Annotated in this window: 14 protein-coding genes and 5 pseudogenes; 4 read left to right on the plus strand and 15 right to left on the minus strand. The window is 60.5% G+C overall.

The window, feature by feature from the left end:
• Nucleotides 1–655 precede the first annotated feature (655 nt).
• The 6 genes from ACE10Z_RS35460 to ACE10Z_RS35485 form a co-directional block, all read right to left on the minus strand.
• Nucleotides 656–1,552 (minus strand): phytanoyl-CoA dioxygenase family protein, encoded by an 897-nt coding sequence (locus ACE10Z_RS35460; RefSeq protein WP_375784893.1) that lies wholly within the window; start codon nt 1,550–1,552, stop codon nt 656–658.
• An 853-nt stretch (nt 1,553–2,405) separates the two neighbouring features.
• Nucleotides 2,406–4,280, minus strand: coding sequence for an AMP-binding protein (locus tag ACE10Z_RS35465; protein ID WP_375784894.1), 1,875 nt, complete (start codon nt 4,278–4,280; stop codon nt 2,406–2,408).
• A 632-nt stretch (nt 4,281–4,912) separates the two neighbouring features.
• On the minus strand, nt 4,913–5,191 hold the full coding sequence (locus tag ACE10Z_RS35470) for a hypothetical protein (protein WP_375784895.1): 279 nt from the start codon (nt 5,189–5,191) through the stop codon (nt 4,913–4,915).
• Nucleotides 5,192–5,363: 172 nt separating this feature from the next.
• Nucleotides 5,364–6,518 carry an acyl-CoA dehydrogenase family protein gene (locus ACE10Z_RS35475; protein ID WP_375784896.1) on the minus strand — a complete coding sequence of 385 codons (1,155 nt, stop codon included), beginning with the start codon at nt 6,516–6,518 and terminating at the stop codon, nt 5,364–5,366.
• A gap of 638 nt (nt 6,519–7,156) precedes the next feature.
• A complete protein-coding gene (locus tag ACE10Z_RS35480; RefSeq protein ID WP_375784897.1) occupies nt 7,157–7,927 on the minus strand; it encodes an SDR family NAD(P)-dependent oxidoreductase in 771 nt (256 codons plus the stop codon).
• Between the two features lie 524 nt (nt 7,928–8,451).
• Nucleotides 8,452–8,796, minus strand: coding sequence for a hypothetical protein (locus ACE10Z_RS35485; protein WP_375784898.1), 345 nt, complete (start codon nt 8,794–8,796; stop codon nt 8,452–8,454).
• A 183-nt stretch (nt 8,797–8,979) separates the two neighbouring features.
• On the opposite strand from ACE10Z_RS35485, the pseudogene ACE10Z_RS35490 reads away from it, so the two are divergent.
• Nucleotides 8,980–9,084 (plus strand): annotated as a pseudogene (locus ACE10Z_RS35490) (oxidoreductase); the annotation flags it as partial.
• On the opposite strand, the pseudogene ACE10Z_RS35495 reads toward ACE10Z_RS35490, so the two are convergent.
• A pseudogene (locus ACE10Z_RS35495) lies at nt 9,076–10,193 on the minus strand (IS630 family transposase). The pseudogenes ACE10Z_RS35490 and ACE10Z_RS35495 sit on opposite strands and share 9 nt — an antisense overlap.
• A 78-nt stretch (nt 10,194–10,271) precedes the next feature.
• On the opposite strand from ACE10Z_RS35495, the pseudogene ACE10Z_RS35500 reads away from it, so the two are divergent.
• A pseudogene (locus tag ACE10Z_RS35500) lies at nt 10,272–10,960 on the plus strand (SDR family NAD(P)-dependent oxidoreductase); the annotation flags it as partial.
• 418 nt (nt 10,961–11,378) lie between these two features.
• Here ACE10Z_RS35500 and ACE10Z_RS35505 read toward each other — a convergent pair.
• The 7 genes and pseudogenes from ACE10Z_RS35505 to ACE10Z_RS35535 form a co-directional block, all read right to left on the minus strand.
• Nucleotides 11,379–12,437 (minus strand): annotated as a pseudogene (locus ACE10Z_RS35505) (phosphotransferase family protein).
• Between the two features lie 93 nt (nt 12,438–12,530).
• Nucleotides 12,531–13,766, minus strand: coding sequence for an acyl-CoA dehydrogenase family protein (locus ACE10Z_RS35510; RefSeq protein ID WP_375784899.1), 1,236 nt, complete (start codon nt 13,764–13,766; stop codon nt 12,531–12,533).
• Nucleotides 13,767–14,420: 654 nt separating this feature from the next.
• Nucleotides 14,421–15,332, minus strand: a complete 912-nt coding sequence (locus tag ACE10Z_RS35515; protein WP_375784900.1) for an SDR family NAD(P)-dependent oxidoreductase — start codon at nt 15,330–15,332, stop codon at nt 14,421–14,423.
• Between the two features lie 23 nt (nt 15,333–15,355).
• Nucleotides 15,356–16,510 carry a thiolase gene (locus ACE10Z_RS35520; RefSeq protein WP_375784901.1) on the minus strand — a complete coding sequence of 385 codons (1,155 nt, stop codon included), beginning with the start codon at nt 16,508–16,510 and terminating at the stop codon, nt 15,356–15,358.
• Nucleotides 16,507–16,899, minus strand: coding sequence for a Zn-ribbon domain-containing OB-fold protein (locus ACE10Z_RS35525; protein ID WP_375784902.1), 393 nt, complete (start codon nt 16,897–16,899; stop codon nt 16,507–16,509). Before ACE10Z_RS35525 ends, ACE10Z_RS35520 begins: the two co-directional genes overlap by 4 nt.
• 18 nt (nt 16,900–16,917) lie before the next feature.
• The gene (locus tag ACE10Z_RS35530) at nt 16,918–17,844 is read right to left on the minus strand and encodes an SDR family oxidoreductase (protein WP_375784903.1); all 927 of its coding nucleotides are present in this window, start codon (nt 17,842–17,844) and stop codon (nt 16,918–16,920) included.
• 143 nt (nt 17,845–17,987) lie between these two features.
• Nucleotides 17,988–18,809: an enoyl-CoA hydratase gene (locus tag ACE10Z_RS35535; protein WP_375784904.1), complete on the minus strand. Its 822-nt coding sequence runs from the start codon at nt 18,807–18,809 to the stop codon at nt 17,988–17,990.
• A gap of 1,026 nt (nt 18,810–19,835) precedes the next feature.
• Here ACE10Z_RS35535 and ACE10Z_RS35540 point away from each other — a divergent pair.
• A complete protein-coding gene (locus tag ACE10Z_RS35540) occupies nt 19,836–20,567 on the plus strand; it encodes an SDR family oxidoreductase (RefSeq protein ID WP_375784905.1) in 732 nt (243 codons plus the stop codon).
• A gap of 1 nt (nt 20,568) precedes the next feature.
• Here the strand turns inward: ACE10Z_RS35540 and ACE10Z_RS35545 are convergent, their stop codons facing one another.
• On the minus strand, nt 20,569–20,871 hold the full coding sequence (locus ACE10Z_RS35545) for an integrase core domain-containing protein (protein WP_375784906.1): 303 nt from the start codon (nt 20,869–20,871) through the stop codon (nt 20,569–20,571).
• Nucleotides 20,872–20,878: 7 nt separating this feature from the next.
• Between ACE10Z_RS35545 and ACE10Z_RS35550 the strand changes: the two are divergent.
• Nucleotides 20,879–21,639 (plus strand): annotated as a pseudogene (locus ACE10Z_RS35550) (IS5 family transposase).
• Nucleotides 21,640–21,670: the final 31 nt, after the last annotated feature.

Below are 21,670 nucleotides of genomic sequence, written 5' to 3' on the forward strand. Positions count from 1 at the left end.
ACGCGCAGTTCGAGTTTTCGTGCGTGGTGACCCGGTGGGGCGGAAGCTGCCTTCGCGCCCTGCCCTGTTGTTCATCACTCGAAAGAACGAGCGCCCAACCCTAACCACTGACGTCCCTCCGGCGGGAGCCCTTAGAGAAGGTGGCTGCGGATGTTCGCCGGATTGGGACGCTAGGTTCGAATACGCTTGACATCCGAATGAAGCGGTCCTCTGAGAGATGCTTCATGTCCCCACAACGACATCCTGGAGAGCCGCGCCAGCTGGGGCTCCTGCTGATCGACGGCTTCGCGGTGATGTCCTAGGTCGCCCTCTTCCTTTCCGGAGCGCGACTCTTACCCAGAGAGCCCTCTAAGTTGGGTTCACCTCGCGGTCGCGGGAACGCGAGCTGCGGAACAGGCCGGATGCCCTCGCGTATGGAATCGGCTCTGTGCTGAGACGAGGAGATAACCGACCGGGCCTTAGCTCGCTCGGTCCCGATTGTCTCTACGCGGCGGGCCGCTGGATGGAAGGGGGCAGGTCGTCTTCGCGAATTAGCGCTCTCCGACGATATCGAGCATCAAGTGGAAGCCGCCGCCGTCTTTGGCGGCGGCCCTCGGGGCTGGGCTTGACCCGACGGCCGCTCCCAGCTTCAGCGCTTGCGCGGTCGTTGTCCGGATCAGCCCTGCCAAGTCCGACCAAACCCTTCCGCCAAGTTAAACAGCTCGTTGTCAATTCCCTCGTCGCCGTAGCCGTACCAGTTATTGAGGCCCAGGAGTTGGGCCATCCGGGAGTTACGCCCCCCATGGCGCTCCACGAACCCAGGCGGCACATTGTGTTTGTAGTCCTCCAACTGCGCGATATAGGGCCGTACGTAGTGCGCCGAGAGATCGACACGCAAGCCAGGCACCGATCTAGGGTAAGAGCCATGCCAAGTCTTGCCCAAGAAGATCACAACCGAGCCGGCCGGCGCCTCGATTGCGATGGCATTCGGGTTCTTGTCATTACCCGAAAGCGAGCTTTCCGCCGGGGTCGGCCGCCGAGCCTCACGATGGCTGCCGGGCACGATGGCCAAGGCGCCCTTTTCCTCGTTGTAGTCAGTTAGCAGGTACTGGCACCCGACGATGACGTCGTAAGGTGAGAAGGGAGCCGGCGTGGCGCCGGTGATGTCGGCGTGAAGGGCTCGGCCCTTGCCGCCCATTCCCTTCATGTGGCTCGTCAATCCCGTTAGGATGCAACCGCGGCCCAGAAAATAGGTCACCAGCGCCAAGCTCTTCTGATTCAGCACCACATCAGCAAACGCCGGGTCCTTAAAGAGCAGGAAGGCAGCGAGCTTCCAATCCTTGAGATTTTCGCCGCGCTCGTTTTCCAGATCCATTTTTATGTTGTAGCGCCTCTCGTAGTCTCTGAGAGTGGCATCGCGCAACTTCAGTACCATCTCGGGCGAAAGCACGTTTTCGATCACCGTGAAGCCGAAGGCTTCAAGCTCCGCTAGATTGCTCTCTAGCCCAAGCTCACGGATTTCGCGGTAGATCTTGTTGAGGCTCTGTGTCGCAGGCCAATTACCAATCTTCATGTTCGCTCCTTCATGTTTCGCTCATCCTAGCGCCACCCGGATTTGGGCGGTGGTTATCGAACTTAATTTCCGCGCGCGCCAACGCCTTGAGCGTCGCGGACGACGTTCGCCATCCCGGCTCCCGCAACGGCTTTCGAGATGACCGGCAAATTAAAGATCGCTGAACTCAGGATCGAGCGGGACACTGGCGTCGACGGCGTGGCGTCGGGCGGCTCGCGTTCGCCGAGAGATCGTGGGGTTTGCGATGTCATAAGGCAAGCATAGCGGCATTAAAGGCCGAATTCCCCTGATCTAGGCCCTGATATGGCCGAAATTCTGCGTTTGATCGACTGAATCCAAAGGCTCCCGCGATCAGTCCCTGTCTCTCGCTGGACAAAAGGCCGCCGATTGAGAGGTCATCTGAGCTCTGGATCGATGGCGCCATAGCCACTCTCAAATCGTTTAAGCCGTCTCGACGCACGCGATCGAAGCTTCCATTGAAGCCGCCCCCACGAGGACACGCGCCAACGCATCAACGTCGACGTGGCGCTAGACACGGACACGACAACCGTCGGCGAGGTCGATTTCGATCAACTTGGCAGAAATACTCACTGCCAGGACGCCCGATGAATCAGGCAGTAGCGCCCCGCCACAACATCTCGAGGTCGACCGACAGCCGCGACGTGAGGCGGAATGATTCCAACCTCGCTTTTCTAGCCGCTTGCACCGGTACGCCTTCTCCTGCTTCGCAAAACAAGCTTGACATCTCGATCACGTGCCCTTGGATGGCTAAACCGGTTCGCACACTAGGCAAACTGAGGATCCGAATCGAGATCCCGGCAGTCAGTGGCGTACGCAAGCGCGAGACATCCGCTTATTTCAAGATAATCAAGTCTTCATCCGGCGGATCGTCATATAGTCGCTCTACCAGAGCGGCGCGGCGCTCCAGCCCAGTGCGCTGGTTGATGTAGCCTTTGTCGGTGAGTTCATTGCCATCGATCGAAGGCGGCTCGACCATGAGCATCGCGCGCGCGATCTTGCGGCTGCTCGCGCCTTCCACAGCGCTGTTATGGGCCTCAAGCCCGCGCTTCACGCAGGCGATTACGGTGGGATGGTTGACTACGTCCTCCGAGGACGCATCGGGCTTGCCGATCATTTGGCGGCACGCGTGCAGATTCGGCCAAGCCAGCAGCCCAACGTAAGCGCGGTCCTGACCCGTTACCAACGCGTCCTGAATCACTGGCGAGGCTGCGGCGATCACGTCCGTACGCAGCGAGCCGACGTGGACGAAGGTGCCGGTGGTGAGCTTGAAATCCTCGAACACGCGGCCGGCAAACACAATCCCCTGTACCGCGTCGTTAGGATCGACGAACACGCCGGCGTCGCCGATACAGTAAAAACCGTCCTCGTCGAACATCTTTTTGGTCAGCTCCGGCTGACCGAAATAGCCGGGCGTGACGTTGACGCCCCGCAGCCGTAATTCGTAATTCGAGCCGCACGGCACCATCTTCAGTTCGACGCCGGGGAGCGGCAGGCCGATCAGGCCAACGCGCTCGGTGTCCCAGTAGGTACCCGTCGAGGTCGGTGCGGTCTCGGTCGAACCCCAGCCGGTGTAGAACACGATGCGCTCGCCGGTAGTCTTCACGGCGAGCGCCTGCATGCGGTCGTAGAGATCATCCGGCAGGCGCGCCCCCCCATAAGCCATGAGAGTTAAGTTCGTGAAGAAGCTGCGGCAGAGTGCGTCGTCCTTCTCCATCGCTGCTGCAAGCGCGGCATAACCGGCTGGCACGTTGGCGTAGAAAGTCGGCGAAATCTCGTACAGGTTCTTGATGGTCTCGTCGAACTGGCCCGGCGTCGGCCGGCCACCGTCGATGTACAGCGTCCCGCCCTCGATCAGTATTGGATGGAACCTCGCGTTGCCGCCCATGGTGTGATTCCAGGGCATCCAGTCGAGAACAGTCGGAAGGGGCCCGTTTGGATCGGGCGTCCGCACTTGCATTATCATTGCCGCATTGGCGCACATCATGCGCTGCGTGTTGATGACAGCCTTGGGCATGCCGGTCGAGCCGGAGGTGAACAGGAGCTTTCCGACTGTCTCCGGCGTGATCTTTGCGATCGACGCTTCGACCGCTTCCGTGACAGGCGCTGCCGCGAGTTCGGAGAACGCAACACTCTTGATGTCCTTGCAGGGGCGCGCAACATGCACCACCGTGATGCCGTCGAGGTCGAGCGCCTTCAGCGCCCTTTCAAAGGCAGGTCCGTCCTGCACCATCACAACAGCGGGTTGGATCAAGCTGAACAGGTATTTCAGATTCTGGTGATCGCGACTCATCAGCGAATAGGCTGGCGACACCGGCGCAGCGGGTAGCCGCGCCTGCATCGCAGCCTGCGTCATGAGCGCATGCTCGATTGAATTGCCGGAGAGGATCGCAACGGGCCGCCCCTCGTCAAGACCAAGGTTGAGCAGCCCTTGGGTCAGCCCGTCGACTGTGCATTTCGCTTCGCCATAGGAAAGCATGCGCCACCCTCGCCTCTTGTCCGTGCGCTGCGCGAGCCAGATACGCTCGGGCGCCTCCCTCGCCCATTTGGCAAGCGAAGCTGGGATATGCTTGTCGTACGGCCTGAGCGGAATACGGGATTTCAGGATGATCACACCATCACCCCGCCGCTCCACTGCGATGTCGCGTTTCAGCCATTCGATCTTGCGAAAGCCGGGCTTTCGAACCACCGCGGTGGTATCTCCATCCATATTGTGTCTCCCTAGCCCGCTATCCGGATCCCATTTTCGTCGAAGTCGGCTTCAGTCGTCGACTATTTCCACGCTGTCGCCGAAACGAAAGTGGGATCCATACCACTGAATTTCTCGGCGCGGCGACGATTGCATGCCAACGTCAGCTGAGAGATCGACGGAGCTCACACCTATCTCCGGCGTTGACGCTGAGGTCGCCCCAAGATTGGTCGGATGGAGAGGCGGACGATTCTCGCTGGCACAACTTAACGGTTCGGCGGCACGTTCCGAGATCCGGCGACCTAAACGCGCTGGCCGGATGTGCGTCCTGCGATCGACGGGTTACGACTTTGAGCAACATCGTGCTGGCACCCAGATGGAGTTAGATGGGTTTAACAGTGTCATTGTCTTTATCGGCTCCCACAACGGTCGGCTCGTGAAACAGGGTTTCGTTGACCCTGTAAGCTAGCGATATTTCGATATTGATTAACGCAATGCGTTCCGCGTTGACGCTTAAATTCCGCGCTCAAATGCTCCTTCTCGACAGATTTCAGCATTCTGATTGTTCAGACTGTTCCGACAATAGCGAAGGGGTCGAACGACCCTATTTGGATCTGCGAAGCCGGTGCGATCGCGTTTCCTGGAATGCACCCTCAAGGGGCTCGCTCCGGGGTCTTGCGCCGGATCTGACGGAGCAGGCTGCCTAGCGGTAAGCGATAGATAGGGCGGCCGCAGCGGCGGGGCGTCCCGCTGTAAGGGCGGTTGAGCACTTGACGACGGTGCACGAGCTTGGCTTCGGTCGGGAAGTTGATGTTCTTGGGCTGCGTGGCGATGCCGATCTTGGCGTGGGCCGGATCGCGCGTGTGCTGCCCCCTGTCGTGCGCGACGCTCGGGCTCTCGGCGAGTAGCAGCTTGAGTTTGTTCCCAGTCACTTACGCCACTGGCCCAGCCCCGAGCGCTCGCGCGGGAAGGCGTGCTGGAAGAACTCATCGCCACTCAGAATTGAGTATGGATTCTCAACTCAACGCTGTCACAGCGTAGATGCGCTTGAGAAGCAGCAGGCTGATGATCAAACGCGTGCGTTTGGATCCGGGGCAGGCATGGCTAGCGGCGCGCTTGCTTGATCATGTTGCGGGCGATGACGATTTGCTGGATCTGGCTGGTCCCTTCGTACAAGCGGAACAGCCGCACGTCGCGGTAGAAGCGCTCGATGCCGTATTCGGCGACGTAGCCCGCTCCGCCGAAAATCTGCAGCGCGCGATCGGCCACGCGGCCGCACATCTCGGTTGCGAACAGTTTGCAGCAAGACGCTTCGGTCGACACGTTCCTTCCGTCATCGCGCTTACGTGCGGCGTCCATCACCATCGACTTCGCGGCGTAGATTTCTGCCTGGCTGTCGGCGAGCATAGCCTGCACGAGTTGGAACTCCGCAATGGGCTGACCGAACTGTTTGCGCTCGATCGAGTAGTTCAGAGCATCGCGCAACATGCGTTCCGCCGCACCGACGGCGAGCGCCGCGAGGTGGATGCGGCCTTTCTCCAGCACCTTCATCGCGGTCTTGAAACCCTGGCCTTCCTTGCCACCAATGACCTGCGAGGCCGGCACACGGCAGTTCTCGAAGATCACATCGGCCGTGTGTGCGCCCTGCTGGCCCATCTTTTTATCGCGTCTGCCGATAGTGATGCCTGGAGTGTTGCGCTCAACGATGAATGCGGTCACGCCGTTAGGGCCCTTATCCTCGGGATTCGTGCGCGCCATCAGGGTAAAGATCCCCGCATGTGGCGCGTTGGTGATGAAGCGCTTTGTGCCATTGACGACGTAGAAATCGCCGTCGCGTATCGCGGTCGTGCGCAGCGACGCTGCGTCCGATCCTGCCTCGGGCTCGGTCAACGCGAACGACGCGAGGATCTCGCCGGTCGCGAGCTTCGGCAAGTATTTCTTTTTCTGCCAGTCCAGGCCATCGAGCAAAATGCCTTGCGAGCCGATGCCTACCGTTGTGCCGAACACCGACCGGAACGCAGGCGAGGTTTGGCCCATCGCTGTGATGACCAGCGACTCTTCCTCCATCGTCAGCCCCAGCCCGCCATACTCCTCAGGAATCGTGAGACCGAACAGGCCAAGTTCCTTCATCCCGGCGACCATGTCTTCGGGGATCTCGTCGGTTTCCGCGACGACGTGCTCGGCCGGCACGAGCCGCTCGCGCACGAAGCGCTCGACAGAATCGAGCAACACGTTCAACGTATCGCGATCGCGGATCATAGTGTCTCCTCTGTTTCAGTTCTAAAATCGCGGTGGACTGGCTCGATAGCGTGCAGACATTGCCGTGACCAGTGTGGTCTTCGCGCCTTTCACTGACGCTCGCCGTCTTCGCCACGCAGCGGCCGTACGGCCTCGATCAGCGTGAAGATGCCGTATATGCCGGGTGCAGGCGCCTCAAGCAGGCCGGTTCCGTCGCCCTCTTGATTGGCGCGCTGGATCTTACCTGCCTCCTAGGCCGAATTTCCCTAATGCCGGGCCTCGCATGGTCGAAATTCTGCGCAAATTGCGATCAAGCGTCGACTTCTGTATCTACGCCAGAAAGGTCACGAAAGATGCTCGTGATCGCCCCAATTCTAGAACTGGACCTTCGGCCCGCTCGCAGGCCGCCCGATTTCGGAGAGAAAAACTAAAATAGACGACTCTTCAAATGCGCCGGTAAATTGTTCTCAATTTTGACTAACGGATCGTCCGAAACGCTCAGCTTGAAGTTTGATTACAATGATACACCCCACTTAGCGAATGTCCGCGGCAGTGGCGACAAGGCCCCCCGCCCGGCTTGGCACGGGAGCGGGCGATCAGCATTGTCTTTCATTGCGAATTGCCGCGCTTCCAGGGGGAGAATGAAGTGGACTGCAAGACTACACCGCTGCCGCGGTCACCCCACCATCCACTACGATCGTCTGCCCGGTCACGAACGTTGATGCATCCGAGGCGAGATAGGCAACCGCGCCGACGACCTCCTGCGACTCGCCGATTCGGCGTAGCGGCATGGTGGCGCAACCTTGCTTCAAACGCTCCTCGTCTTCCCAGAAGGCGCGGGAGAAATCGGTCTTGATCAGGCCGGGAGCCACGCAATTGACGCGCACGCCTCTCCGGCCCCACTCGCCGGCGAGACTCCGGCACAGTGCAAAATCCGCGGCTTTGGAAATGCCGTAGGCGCCAATCACGGTCGAGCCGCGCATTCCCCCGATGGAGGAGATGATGACGACCGAGCCCTTTCCGCGCGCGACCATCTGCGGGATCGCGAGTGCACAGAGCCAGAGATTGCTCTTGACGTTCGACCCCATGATCTTATCGAAGGCTTCATCCGAGATGTCGAGCAAGGGGCCGACATAGGGATTTACCGCGGCATTGCAGACAAGTATGTCGATCTTGCCATAATGTTGGATTGCCCCCGCAATCAAGGCCTCGACCTCGTTGTGGCGGGAGATGTTGCAAGGGATGACATGCGCGTCACCGCCGGCCTTGCTGATGCTCTCGGCCACCTCGTGACAGGGCTCCGCCTTGCGGCTGGAAATCACGACTTTTTCGCCGAGTTGCGCCAGCAGTTCCGCCGATGCGCGCCCGATGCCGCAGTTCGAGCCGGTGATCACGGCGACCTGGCCGGAAAGATCGAGGGTTTTTGTCACGACACGCAATCCCTCCTTGTAATCTACGATTCTGTATGCGCGTCGTCATGGGCGGGCTTGTCCGGCCATATGCGCCTTTGCATCGTTGCGTAAATATTACCGAGCCCCGAAAGCCGAAATTCGCCAATATAGGACCTCGTGCCGGCGAAATTCTGCGCGAGCTTCCGGAGATCGCAATGCTTTTTCATGCGATCAAGCGTCGACCTCTGGGTCTCGCCAGCAAGGCATGACAGGCGATCTGGGTTTTGATCGAGCTGGCTCGTGATTCAGCATTCAGTGATCTTCCGCTCGGCGCTTAAAATCATTGCAGAGAACATGAGCCCTGGAGCAGGCGTATGGAGTCTGGCCCAGGGCTTGCGAGATGGTCGAGCTACGTTATCGAGCAATTGTCGATAGTGAACGCCGGCCCTTTCTCGACAAGCCCGCCGAGCGTGAGCCCGACCACGGCCCCGATCGCGCAGCTAAGTGCGGCAACAATCACGTCGGGCCTGCATGCTCGACATTGATGGGGGCGACTGCCTCCTTCACGGGCAGAGATCAAAAAAATCGCGTCGCCCGGGCGCGGGACTATCTGTGGCCCAGCCGACTTCAATCGGATAGCTTAAGAAGAATGCGGCGCGGTTCAGGCCCTGCCATTCGCCTAGATTTTGTTCAGCAAAGCCAGCTTCCTGGATCAATGTTGTCGGGCCGCAGAAAGCCCTCGGCCGAGATCGCCTCGCCGTCTGACGGTAACACACCGCGCCGCCCGCCGCGATCTTGCCGACCGCCACCATCACCACGCGATCGGAGGTGAAGCCGCCGATGTCCCGCTGCCCGTACATGCAGCCGTGCACGGGCGCATGGCGTATCGACCGCCAGCGCGTCGCCACGATGGGAACAGCTGCTTGGCGACGAAGGATCGATACGGCTTGGACATAGTAAGCCCTTCCATCGGCTTGGTGTCGCTGTACATGAGCGTGCGCATGGTCGCAAGTGACATTGGCGCTTGAAAAACTTGTTTGAAATATCGCGCGGTGTGCGAGATAACATCGGCGAGATAGGGAGAGAAACGCATGGGCCGCCTCGAGGGCAAGTCCGTCATCATCACCGGCGCAGGAAGCGGCATCGGCCGCGCGGCAACGCTGTTGTTCGCGAAAGAGGGCGCAAGGCTAGTGTCCTGAACCAGAAGTTCGCAACATCGCGTCGTGTTCTGCCGGGGCATTGTATCGGCAGAATCGCTCGATGGACGCAAGGATGTCATCGGCGGATTTGGTCCATCGGAACGGTTTGGGATCGGCGTTGTGTCGTTCGATGAACGAGGCGATGTCGGCCCTGAGGGCGGCTACGTTGCGATAGATGCCGCGCCTGATCTTCTTGTCGGTGAGGAGCGCGAAGAAGCGCTCGACCTGGTTGAGCCATGACGAGCTGGTCGGGGTCAGGTGCACGTGCCAACGCGGCCTTTTGGCCAACCATCTCCGGATCATTGGGGTCTTGTGCGTGACGTAATTGTCCATGACGAGATGGACGTCGAGTTCGCGCGGTACGGCAGCCTCGATCTCGTCAAGGAACTTGCGGAAATCGGCGGTGCGGTGGCGCCCGTAGCACTTGCCAATGACCCGTCCGGTCGCAATATCGAGGGCGGCGAACAGCGATGTGGTGCCATGCCTTTGTAGTCATGGCTCCTTCGGGCCGCTTGGCCGGGACGCATCGGCAGCATCGGCTGGCTACGGTCCAGCGCCGGGATTTGGGACTTCTCATCCACACACAGAACGATGGCGTGCTCCGGCGGTGAGACGTAGAGGCCAACGACATCGCGCACCTTGGCCACGAAGTTCGGATCGGTCGAGAGCTTGAAGCTCTCCATCCGGTGCGGCTGGAGCCCGAAGGCCCGCCAGATGCGTTGTACCGTCGATACCGACAGGCCGCTGGCCTTCGCCATGTCCCGGGAGCTCCAATGGGTGGCGTTCTCAGGGCAACTCTCCAACGTCCTCACGATCACGGCTTCGATGCGGGCATCCTCAATCGTGCGAGGCGCGCCGGAGCGCGGCTCGTCGTGCAGCCCGGCCACGCGCTGCTCAATAAAACGCCGCCGCCACTTGCCTACGGTCTGCCGGTCCAGCCCCAGCTTGGCCGCCACTTCCGTGTTCTGCCCGCCTTCCGCACAGGTCAGCACGATCCGGGCTCTCAGAGCCAGCGCCTGCGCCGTCTTCCGCCGCATCGTCAGCGACATCAGTTCGGCACGCTCATCATCGCTCAATGTCAGGGGGGCAAGTTGCCGGACAGCCATTGGAGACTCCGTCGCTGTTTGCCTCCACCCTTGGCACAGCGACGCGAATCTATGATTGCGAACTTGTGACTCGGGACACTAGTTGCGGTCGACCGGGGCGAGGCCGTGCACGATACGGTCGCGGAGGTGAAAGAAGCCGGCGGCATCGCCGAAGCCGTTAAGGCCTATGCGGGCTCTGAGCAGGATGTCATTGGCTTATTGACAAGGCACTGAACAGCCACGGCAAGCTCGATGCAATTTGGGCTAATGCCGGAATTAGCGGTGGGCTGGTGGCGCTCAGCGAGCAGACCGTGGAGCATTGGCGGGAGGTTTTACGCATCAACCTGATCGGCCCGCTCCTCGCCATCAAATACTCCATCCCGCATATGACGAGGCAAGGTTTTGGTTCGATCATCTGCACCGCGTCGGTGGCCGGCCTCAAGGCCGGTGCCAGCGGTCACCCCTATTCCGCGAGCAAGGCCGGCGTCATCAGCCTGGTGCAGACGACAGCCTATTCGCTATTCGGCACCGGCGCGCGCATCAACGCGGTTTGCCCGGGCCTGATCGAAACCGGCATGACCAAGCCGATCTTCGGTCGCGCCAAAGAGCGCGGCACCCAGGACAAGATCGGCCAGCTGAATCCGCTGAAGCGGCCCGGCCAGCCGTACGAGGTCGCGGCGATGGGACTGTTCTTGGCAAGCGATGATTCCCCCTGCGTCAATGGCCAAGCAATTCCGGTGGACGGCGGACTAACCGCGTCAATGCCGTATGCGGTCAAGCCGATTTAGGGCTGGAAGGCGTCCCGGCAAAAGCCAAAGCCAGGACCCGCGGAACGCGTTCGTAGGTCGAGTTGAGAAGTGCTGCGTTCGTCGGCGAGGCCGGCCGTGGCGCTAGCCGTGCGATCTACGGCTCCGCTTCTGTCTCGGGTCTCTTCGAGCAACGCCCTGTCCATCGTCCATCGACGTCAGCACGATGCTTGGCCTGCGTTGAGCAGCCAAGCTCATCACTTGACTGGGCCCCGTCCCGCTCCTGTCACCGATACAACGCGTCAGATCGCTAGGCCTTCAGTTCGAAAATAGTTTTCAAACCTGGCGCGCGATCGTTGCTGCTTGGATGTCTCCGAAATCGGGCAACCCGTAGCGCCAACAGCGATGCGTCAAACCGAGCGGCAGCGGGTCACGCATGCACTGACCCGCCCCACTTTCGCTACACCGCCCCCGCTTTCTGCGCATATGCCCATGAGGCTTTCGCGAGCGGCTCGGTACGTTTGGCGGATTCGAACGCCTTTGCATTGGCCGCGGTGCCGTCGCGGATACGTCCGGCAGTGCCCTGGGTGATGCCGGCTAGCCGGAAGAGATTATAGGAAAAGTACCAGTTCAGGTCCGGCAGCGCGGTGCCGGTCCAATTGCAGTAGATCTGCGCGGCCTCATCCATGCTCGGGATATTGAGCGCCTTCAGATCGGCCCCCTCCAGCCCCGGTTTGATCCACTGCATCAACAGATAGGTGAAATCGGCCATGGGATCGCCGAGCGTTGACAGTTCCCAGTCGAGTACCGCGATCACCCGCGGCTCGGTCGGGTGGAAGATCATGTTGTCGAGCCGGTAGCCGCCGTGGACGATCGAGACGCGCTTCTGTTCAGGCAGCCTCTTCGGCAGCCACTCGATCAGCTTCTCAACTTCCGGAATGTATTCCGTTTCGGAGGCGCGATACTGCCTGGTCCAGCGATCAACCTAGCGTGCGAAATAGTTGCCTGGCTTGCCGAAGTAAGAAAGCCCGATTTTTTCGGGATGATACATATGCAGCTTTGCGAGCATCTTGATCGTGCTCGTGAAGATCTGGCGCCGTGCTTCCGGCTGCTGCGCCGGCAGAGTGGGGTCCCAGAACACGCGGCCGCCCTCCATCGACATGATGTAGAAGGCCGCGCCAACGACGGCATCGTCGGTGCAGAGCGCATAGGCATGCGCGACCGGAAAACCCTGCCTCTCGAGCGCGGCGATGACGCGGAACTCACGATCTACCGCATGCGCCGACGGCAACAATTTGCCGAACGGCTTTCGTCGCATCACGTAAGAGCGTCCAGGCGTATCGAGCCGATAAGTCGGATTGGACTGGCCGCCCTTGAACTGGACCACCGTCAAGGGGCCGGCATAGCCCTCGACATGCTCGCGTATCCAAACATCGAGGTTCGCCTCATTGAAGCGATGCCGCTCCTCGACGGGCCTCGTGCCCGATAACTCCTCGTCCTTCCTAACGCCGTCAGCCACGGTGACGCTCTCTTATTCTCGGAGCACGATCCTTACCGGTATTCGCTCTTCCGGGATCATGCTCTCGGGAGAGCCCGAACCAGTCCTCTCATTTTACTTCTTTGGAAGGTCTGCATACTTCCCAAGTTCAAGTCTAGAAATTGTACGGCAGTGAACCTCGTCGGGGCCATCCGCCAGACGCATGGAGCGCATGGAGGCGTAGTCGCGCGCCAAACCTGCTTCGTCGGAGACACCGGCACCCCCGAATGCCTGGATAGCCTGGTCGATAATCTTCAGCGCCATCCGCGGTGCTGCGACCTTGATCATGGCGATTTCGAGCTGGGCGGTCTTGTTGCCGACCTTGTCCATCATGTCGGCAGCCTTAAGGCAGAGCAGGCGGTTCATCTCGATATCGATGCGGGCCTCCGCAATGCGCTGCTCCCAGATCGAATGCTCGATGATCTTCTTGCCGAAGGCGACACGAGAGTTGAGCCGGTTCACCATCTTCTGCAGCGCCTCCTCGGCCTTGCCAATGGTGCGCATGCAGTGATGGATGCGGCCCGGGCCGAGCCGGCCCTGCGCGATCTCAAAGCCCCGGCCTCCGCCGAGCAAGAGGTTGCGTACGGGCACGCGAACGTTCTCCAAGAGCACCTGGCCGTGCCCGTGCGGCGCATCATCATAACCGAACACCGGCAGCATCCGCTCGATCTTTATGCCGGGCGTATCTAGCGGCACCAGGATCTGAGACTGCTGCTGGTGACGAGCCGCCTTCGGATCGGTCTTGCCCATCACAATTGCGATCTTGCAACGGGGGTCGCCGACACCGGTCGACCACCACTTGCGGCCGTTGAGCACATACTGATCGCCGTCACGCTCGATGCGGGTTTCGATGTTGGTAGCGTCAGACGAGGCAACCGCCGGCTCCGTCATCAGGAAGGCGGAGCGGATCTCGCCATTCATCAAGGGCTTCAGCCACTGTCGCTTCTGCTCTTTGGTGCCGTACTGGATCAAGACTTCCACGTTGCCGGTGTCGGGCGCGGAGCAGTTGAATACTTGTGAGGCCCAACTGATGCGGCCCATTTCTTCCGCAAGCGGCGCATATTCCAGGTTGGTCAATCCTGCGCCGCGGAATTCATCGTCCTCATGCGAGGATGGCGGCAGGAACATGTTCCACAAGCCTTCGCCGCGCGCCTTCTTTTTGAGGTCTTCCAGCACCGGAATCAATTTCCACCGATCGCCCTCGGCGTCCTGCTGCTGGTAGATGGGCACGGCAGGCCGGACATGCTTGGTCATGAACGACCGCACACGATCCAGCCATTCCTTCTGCTTAGCAGACATCATGAAATCCACGGGATGCTCCCTCTGCTCTCAACTTGGCCGCACTGTTGCCCCGCCGCGGCCGCGTCGCAATCTTCTTGGCTCTTTCGTAACAAGGAGAAGTGACGGGCCGGTCTGTCACCGCCTGTGCAAGGCGCATTGACAATCACGGCGTTTGCGCAGCCGTGACTGTATCGATGCTTCAATACTCTTTGAATGCAATGAGCCGCGCACTGACGCCTAAATTCGGCGTTCGATTGCCCTTTTGCGACACATTAAAATGGCCGTTGCTCGCCGAACCCGTCGTAAGCGTCGCTGGTGTACGGTACGCACAAGCCGCCCGCGCCCGCTGGTCCAGAGCGGTTCTCCCCGCTCTCTAGAGTGCTAGCACAGGACGTTCGAGTTTGAATGTCATTTAATGCATCAGACGAATGAATTCGGGATCGACCCCATCGCGGGGTGCGTGACGGCAGTGATTATGCAAGCAGACCGACAAACCCCCGCTCATCGAATTGATGACGCCGATCTTGATCGGCCCGTCTGCGGCACCCGCTTTGTGTCCGGAGAGCAGCGACTGCTCCGAGCATCAGGCTGGCCGTGCCCATACCAAATCAGCGTCGGGTGACGGACAAGGGCATTCCTTGGATCTTGGGTCGCTGGTGGACGGCTCGCTCTTGCATGCGAAGTTCAAATCGGGTCCCAGTTGAAGATATCCGCCGAACGATCGAGCGGATAAAAATGTCCCTTGAGCGCGGGAATCGCGTGCTCCGCTATGCTCCGCGGCGTCCAGCCCTCCGCGCGATGCACCGACCGCAGCGGCCTGTTCTGGCTGAACAAGAACACCTCGTTGGCGCGAATGCCGAAAATCTGGCCGCTGACCTCTTGCGCCGCATGGCTCGCTAGATAGACGGCCAACGGAGCGATCTTCTTGGTTTCCATACGCTTAATCTTCTCGACCCGCACCTGCTCTTCGGGAGTTTCGACTGGGATCGAGCCGATCATGCGGCTCCAAGCAAACGGACAGATCGCATTCGAGGTCACGCCATAGCGCACCATATCGAGGGCTAGCGATTTCGAAAGGCCCGCCAGCGCCAGCTTGGCGGCAGCGTAGTTGGCCTGGCCAAAATTTCCGATGAGGCCAGAGGCCGAGGTCATAAAGATGAAGCGTCCGTTGCCCTGCGCCTTGAAGTATGGCGCCGCTGCGCGGCTCATGTAGAACGAGCCGTTCAGGTGAACATCGATCACCGCCCGCCAGTCGTCCTGGGACATGTTGTGAAAAATGCGGTCGCGCACGATGCCGGCATTGCTGACGAGCACGTCGATCCCTCCGAACGTCGAGACTGCTGTCTCGATAATGGCATGCGCCGAATCCCAGTTCGAGACGCTGAGCGTGCTCGCCGCAGCCTCTCCGCCTGCGGCACGGATTTCCTCGACCACCTGCTGCGCGGGTGCGGCATCCTCACCGTCGCCCTGGAGTCCTGTTCCGAGATCGTTGACAATGATGCGCGCGCCTTCGGCTGCCATTGCCAGCGCGATGTCACGGCCGATGCCGCGGCCAGCGCCCGTAACGATGGCCACCTTCCCACCCAACATATTCATGTTTCGCTCCTTTGAATCAACGGTCACAGCGCCGACGCGGTCCCGAAGATGGCGGTACACTGGCTGGACAGCACGCCGCCATTGCCGTGGGCAAGCGCGATGGTCGCGCCGGCAACTTGGCGTTCGCCCGCCTCGCTGCGAAGCTGGCGGACGCATTCGATCATGCCGAGCAGACCATACATGCCGGGATGGCAGTAAGAGAGACCACCACCATTAGTATTGACTGCGAGCCGCCCGCCGGGCGCGATGGCACCGTTGGCGACGAAAGGCCCACCCTCGCCCTTGTTGCAGAAGCCGAGATCTTCGAGAAATAGGATCGGCGTGATAGTGAAGGCGTCGTAGAGCGACAGCACATCGATATCAGCCGGTCTCAGGCCCGCCATTGCGAAGGCCCGCGGACCGGACTGGGCAGCGGCCGTTGTCGTCAGATTGGGCATATTCGAGATCGAGCCATGACCTATGGCCTCGCCAACGCCGAGCACATGGATCGGAGGCTTGCGCAGATCACGCGACCGTTCCGGAGACGTCAGGATCATCGCCCCACCGCCGTCGAGCACCAAGCAGCAATCGCGGACGGTGAGCGGATTGGATACCATGCGCGCCGCGAGCACCTCCGCGATCGAGAGCGGCTTCTTTTCCCAAGCCGTCGGATTCCTTAGGGCCCAAGCGCGCGCGGCGACCGCAACCTCAGCCAAATGCTCGCGCGTTGTGCCGAACTCGGACATGTGGCGCGAAGCCGCAAGCGCATAGGCGCTGGCCGGCATCATCGGACGATAGGGCGCCTCATAAGGGTTGTAGTCGGGCGGCGATGCAGCGGCCCGCGACACCGAGCGCTGTGTGCTGCCATAGGCGATCAGCGCCACCTTGCAAATGCCGAGCTCGATCGCGGCCATCGCATGCGCGACATGCGACATGAACGACGAGCCGCCGATCTGGGTACCGTCGATATATTTCGGCTGGATGCCGAGATATTCGGCAAGAAGCATCGGCGCGAAACGCGCCTGTGCCGTCGCCGAGAAAACGCCGTCAATATCGCGCAGCGTTAGCCCGCAATCGTCGAGCGCCCGCAGCGTCGCCTGCGCCATCAGATCGATGGGCGTGGTATGCGGTGCGACTTGGCCAAGGTCGGATTCCGCGATGCCGACGACGGTCGCTGCGGCCCGGCGCAGTCCACTCATCGCGTTGCCTCCTGTGCTGCGCCGTCGAGGGGGACGAACACCGGAAATGGCTCCTGCTCGCCTTCCCCCTGCTCAATCTGGACCTGCACGCGCAGCCCGATCCGCACCGAAGCCGAATCGATCTGCTCGACCCGGCTCAACAGCCGGAACCCTTCGTCAAGCTCGATCAGCGCGACATTCAGCGGCGCCTCACCGCGGCGATGCACCGTCGTCGTCGCATATACGGTGCCGCGTCCCTCGGACACCTGCCAATCGAGATCCGGATTTCCCGAGCTTGGCGCGATCACGCGGGGAAAGAACACCGGCGAGCTGTCGGCAGCCGATACCTGGAAGGCCAAACGGCCTTGCTTCAGGTGCGCGAGATACGCCCCGCGCGGCGATTCACTCAAGAGAGAAGTCATACCAATTCAGTCTCTGGCCCTGCCCGCATTATTCGTATTCGGTTTCGGCTGGTCGGCCGAGACTGTGCGCAATTGCTTATCCTTCGCGGTCTGTGCCTTGATGCGATCGCGCGCCTCACTCCACTGCGCGTCGGTCCAGTCCATGTAGTCCGTGAAGTAGGCGCCATCGGCGAGATGATGGCCGCCATCGATCGCGATCGTCTCGCCGCTAAGCCAGGCGCAGCCATCGGCCAAAAGAAAGCCCACGAGGTTGGTAAGTTCCGGCAACTCGCCGATCCGCCCAGTGGGATTGACACTCTTATAGTAACCATGAGGATTGTCGGCGGGGCGCAACGCGGAGGTCGCGCCCTCGGTCGGGAAAACTCCCGGCGCAACGGCGTTCAGGCGGATGCCATAGTGCCCCCATTCGATTGCCAGCGATTTGGTCATGGCATCGATGCCGGCTTTTGACATCGCAGACGGCACCACGAAGGGCGAGCCGGTCCGCGGCCAAGTCGTGACGATCGAGACCACGCTGCCGGGAATCTTGCCCCTGATCCAACGCTTGCCGATTGCTAGCGTCGTATAGAAGGTGCCATGAAAGACCGTATTGGCGATCGCATCGAAGCCGCGCGGCGACAGGTCTTCGGTCCGGCTGATGAAGTTGCCGGCGGCATTGTTGATCAATCCGGTGAGCGGCGCCTCCGCCCAAATCTTTTCGACCATCGCCTCGACGCCATTGGCATCGCGCAAGTCGACCGGCACGGTCCGCACCGTTCCGCCATACCGCGCCGTCATCTCGCGGCCGGCCTCGTCGAGCACACTCCGCCGTCGCCCGCAGATCCAGATTTCCGCGCCGAGCTCGAGCAGCCGCTCGGCCATGCCACGGCCGAGCCCGGTGCCGCCACCGGTCACGAGTATGCAGTGATTCTTAAAAAGCCCCGGTGCAAGCATTCCCATCTCCGTTGGTCGGTTGACGGCTGGTTCAGACAGACGGTGACGCAGGAATGCGAGCTTCGCTGCTGCCCGTCACCAGCTAATCTCTCGCGCCGAAGAACGCCATCTCGTTCAGGGCGTTCGCCGGCGAGCTCAACGCTTCAATGTCCCTTAAACGCGGGCCTTCGCTTTGCCACGAACGCACGCACACCTTCTTTGTGATCGAGAGTCCGAATCGTCCTGGTCACGTTTTCCGCCTCGCAGTCCAACGACTCCAGGAATGTGGAGTGCATCGCGTGATCCAAGGTGTCCTTGATCAGTCGGAAGGCGATCGGAGGACCCTCTGCGAGTGAAGCAGCGACCGTGAAAGCAGTCGCCCGCAGATCTGCGTCCGGCACCACGCGATTAACGAGGCCAAGCGCTTCGGCCCGCTGCGCATCGATGCGCTCGGAAAGCAACAGAAGTTCGCGCGCGCGGGAGAAGCCTACCAGTCGCGTCAGCAGCCATGCCATGCCATAATCGCTGGAAGCAGCGATCCGCGCATAAGCGGTGGTTAGAAACGCGGAACGTGAGGCAATCCGAATGTCGCAGGCAAGCGCGATCGAAAGGCCCGCACCGGCTGCCGGACCGGAGAGGGCCGCAACCGTCGGCTTTCTAAGCGCGACCAGCGCACCGGTCAGCGCTCGCTGTTCGACGCGGAGGTCAGTAACTTCCTTTTCGAAGGTTACGGGCGCATCGCTTGGCTGGCTCAGGACTCCCATATCGCCGCCCGCGCAGAACGCATTTCCCGCGCCTGTGATGAGAACCGAGCCGACCTGCGCATCGTCACCAAAGTGTGGGATCAACTTCGCCAATGCCGCCTTCGCAGGACGAGAAAAAGCGTTTCGCGCTTGCGGCCGATTGAACGTGAGAATGGCGACCCTGTCTCGGATTTCCGCCAACAAATCATTTGTTCCTGTATCGATTTCGATTCTGCGCGACACGCTTTTTGTGCTCCATTCGGACTTCTGCCCCAATCGGAGTGTTGCCGCATCATTTGCGCGCACACGCCCTCCGCGGCACCGCCACAACATCGGCGCCCTGCGTGGACTTCACTCCATCCCTTGCGCGAATATATCGGGCAACCACAGCCGAAATACCTCAATGTGAGGCATTGTTTCGCGGAATTTCTGCGCGCGATCGAAAAATGCAAGGCCTTGTTGCGGTCGAATCGTGACTACGGGATCGACTGTTATCGTCCCCGCCATTTCGCGTCCCTTTAATCATCAGCCGTTCCGCGCGCCGCCAATACCGCCATCACAGGATCGTGCCGCAACTCGTCGAGGTCGTTGATATCCTCGTAGACCTGGTCGAACATCTTCTTGGCGTCCGCTTTAAGCGCAGTATGGCGTCGGGCTACGGTCGACAACCCGGTTATACAAAGAGAACAACTGCATGCGGCCTAAGCTCGCGGCTTGAGCTGCCGCGTATCCTGGCTACCTTAAGGGGGGGAATGACAGCATGATGGAAAACCGGCGGAGCTGGGGATCGAGCAAGCCCGAAGAGCTTTAAGCGCAACAAGCGCGACCCGTTGATGAGGCCTCGATCCGCGATCTCCATCAGGGCAAGCGGTCATGGCATCGGTCGCACGAACGGGCCGTACACATGAACGCACCCGACCGTTATCCAAAATGCTGACGAATTCCCTTGCATCCGCGGGGCTGTCTATACATGAAGCTTTCGACGCGAGCATTGTCGCGGTTTGCGGCTGATGTCCAATTCGGCGCCGCGCTAGAAGAACACAAAGCTTCCGTGCGAAGACGGCATCGGTCGCGCAGGTTTTCCCCACACTTCGTCCAGATGACGCATGCAACGTGCGCCAAACTGGGCCTATGCTGGTTTGTCAAGGTATCTGGCTCTTCCGCCTCGAGCTCTGGCAACCGGACGCGTTGCGCACTGCAAAGTCGGAAGGCGCAAAATTCTACAGTGCGCATGTTGCAAAATGCGCTCGACGAAAGGCGACATCTAAGATGACCAGAGTTCTGATTACGGGTGCAAACCGAGGCGTAGGTCTGGCACTCGTTCATCAATACGCATCTGCGGGCAGCGAAGTCATCGCGTGTTGTCGCGATCCCCAGAATGCGCAAGAACTACAGAACCTCGCGAGGAATTCCGGCGATCGCGTGAAGATCATGCAGCTTGATGTCGCTGACCAGGCTTCGATCTCCGCACTGAAGCAGGCGGTTGGCGTTCAACCCATCGACATCCTCATCAACAATGCTGGGATCAACGGGACACCGAAGCCTCAGTCGGCCAACTGCATCGACGCCGAGAACTGGATGCTGACTATGCGCATCAACGCCTTGGGGCCGATCCTTGTCGCCCAGGCGTTGCGCGACAATATCTTGCATAGTTCAGAGAAGAAGGTCGTCGCGATCAGCAGCGTTTACGGCTCGATCACCAAGGACTACGGGGCCGGCTATGCAAGCAGCCGGGAGAGGTATGCGTACCGGTCATCGAAGGCGGCGCTTAACAATATCATGCATGCACTTGCGCGCGACTGGGCGGCCGATGGCGTGTTGGTCGGCATCCTAGATCCAGGATTTGTACGGACAGACATGACCGGCGAACTTGGACGCACGTCCTCGTCCTCCATCTCGGCTGAAGAAAGCGCAAGTGGGCTCAAAGACCGGATTGCCCAGCTAACAACCGAGACCAGCGGCGAGTTTCAGAGGTTCTGGGGCGAACCCATCCCATGGTGATCTAGCTTAGGTTGTCCGTTCCAAGAAGGTTGTTCGCCCGTTGCGAGGGTGTGAGGTTGCCGATGCCGGCGTGCGGACGGCTGAGGTAGTAGGCGACGGTCCAGAGGCCGATATCGCCATAGCGCTCGACCGATGCGCCGTCGGCGTGGGCGAAGACCCGTTCTCTGAGGCTGGTTTGGATGAAGCATTCCGCCTTGCCGTTGGTGCGCGGGGCGTAGGGTCGAGTTGGACCGAGGGCCGATCGACATTCAGGATTCCCAGGTGATTTGATGACTGATTCATAGAGTTCCGTGATTCGACACACGGAGCAGATGGTGGCGGCGAAGCGATGTGAGCTGACCGAGGCGCAATGGGCGAGGATCGCGCCACTGCTGCCGGGGAAGATTGGCGACCCGGGACGTACGGCTGCGGATAATCGTCTGTTCGTCAACGGATGCTTATGGGTTTTGCGGTCGGGCGCACTCTGGTGCGACCTGCCGGAGCGGTACGGCAAGTGGAAAACGGTGCATCAGCGCTTCAGCCGCTGGTGCCATGCTGACGTCTGGGAGCGCGTGTTCGCGGCTCTGACCGCCGATCGCGACAACCACTATCTAATGATCGACAGCACCATTGTTCGCGCCCACCAGCAGGCGACGAGTGGAAAAGGGGGGCCAAAGATCAGGCGCTGGGGCGTTCCCGAGGCGGACTGACCACCAAGATCCACATGCTGGTCGATGCACTCGGCCGTCCGCTCCGCTTCATCGTCACGGCTGGGCAGGTGAATGACATCACCCAGGCGCCCGCACTGCTCGACGGCCAGAGCGGTGATGCCGTGCTCGCCGACAAAGCCTATGACAGCAACGCCCAGCGTGCGATCATCGCGGAAATCGGCGCAACGGCGGTGATCCCGTCAAACCGCACCCGCAGGATCATCATTCCGCACGACGCCGACGCCTACAAACAGCGCAACCGCATCGAGCGCTGCTTCTGCCAGCTCAAGCACTTCCGACGCTTGGCCACCCGTTATGACAGGCGAACCGACAACTTTACCGGCTTCATCCATCTCGCAGCCGCAATGATCTGGATGCAATGAATGTCGATCGGTCCTAGCATTACAGTTGCAT

Source organism: Bradyrhizobium sp. Pha-3 (assembly GCF_042258615.1).
Classification (GTDB): Bacteria; Pseudomonadota; Alphaproteobacteria; order Rhizobiales; family Xanthobacteraceae; genus Bradyrhizobium.

Bases quoted from the DNA above. Each gene is read 5' to 3' on its own strand.
- ACE10Z_RS35460 (WP_375784893.1), bottom strand. From the start codon at position 1,552: ATGAAGATTGGTAATTGGCCTGCGACACAGAGCCTCAACAAGATCTAC.
- ACE10Z_RS35465 (WP_375784894.1), bottom strand. From the start codon at position 4,280: ATGGATGGAGATACCACCGCGGTGGTTCGAAAGCCCGGCTTTCGCAAG.
- ACE10Z_RS35475 (WP_375784896.1), bottom strand. From the start codon at position 6,518: ATGATCCGCGATCGCGATACGTTGAACGTGTTGCTCGATTCTGTCGAG.
- ACE10Z_RS35515 (WP_375784900.1), bottom strand. From the start codon at position 15,332: ATGAATATGTTGGGTGGGAAGGTGGCCATCGTTACGGGCGCTGGCCGC.
- ACE10Z_RS35520 (WP_375784901.1), bottom strand. From the start codon at position 16,510: ATGAGTGGACTGCGCCGGGCCGCAGCGACCGTCGTCGGCATCGCGGAA.
- ACE10Z_RS35530 (WP_375784903.1), bottom strand. From the start codon at position 17,844: ATGCTTGCACCGGGGCTTTTTAAGAATCACTGCATACTCGTGACCGGT.
- ACE10Z_RS35540 (WP_375784905.1), top strand. From the start codon at position 19,836: ATGACCAGAGTTCTGATTACGGGTGCAAACCGAGGCGTAGGTCTGGCA.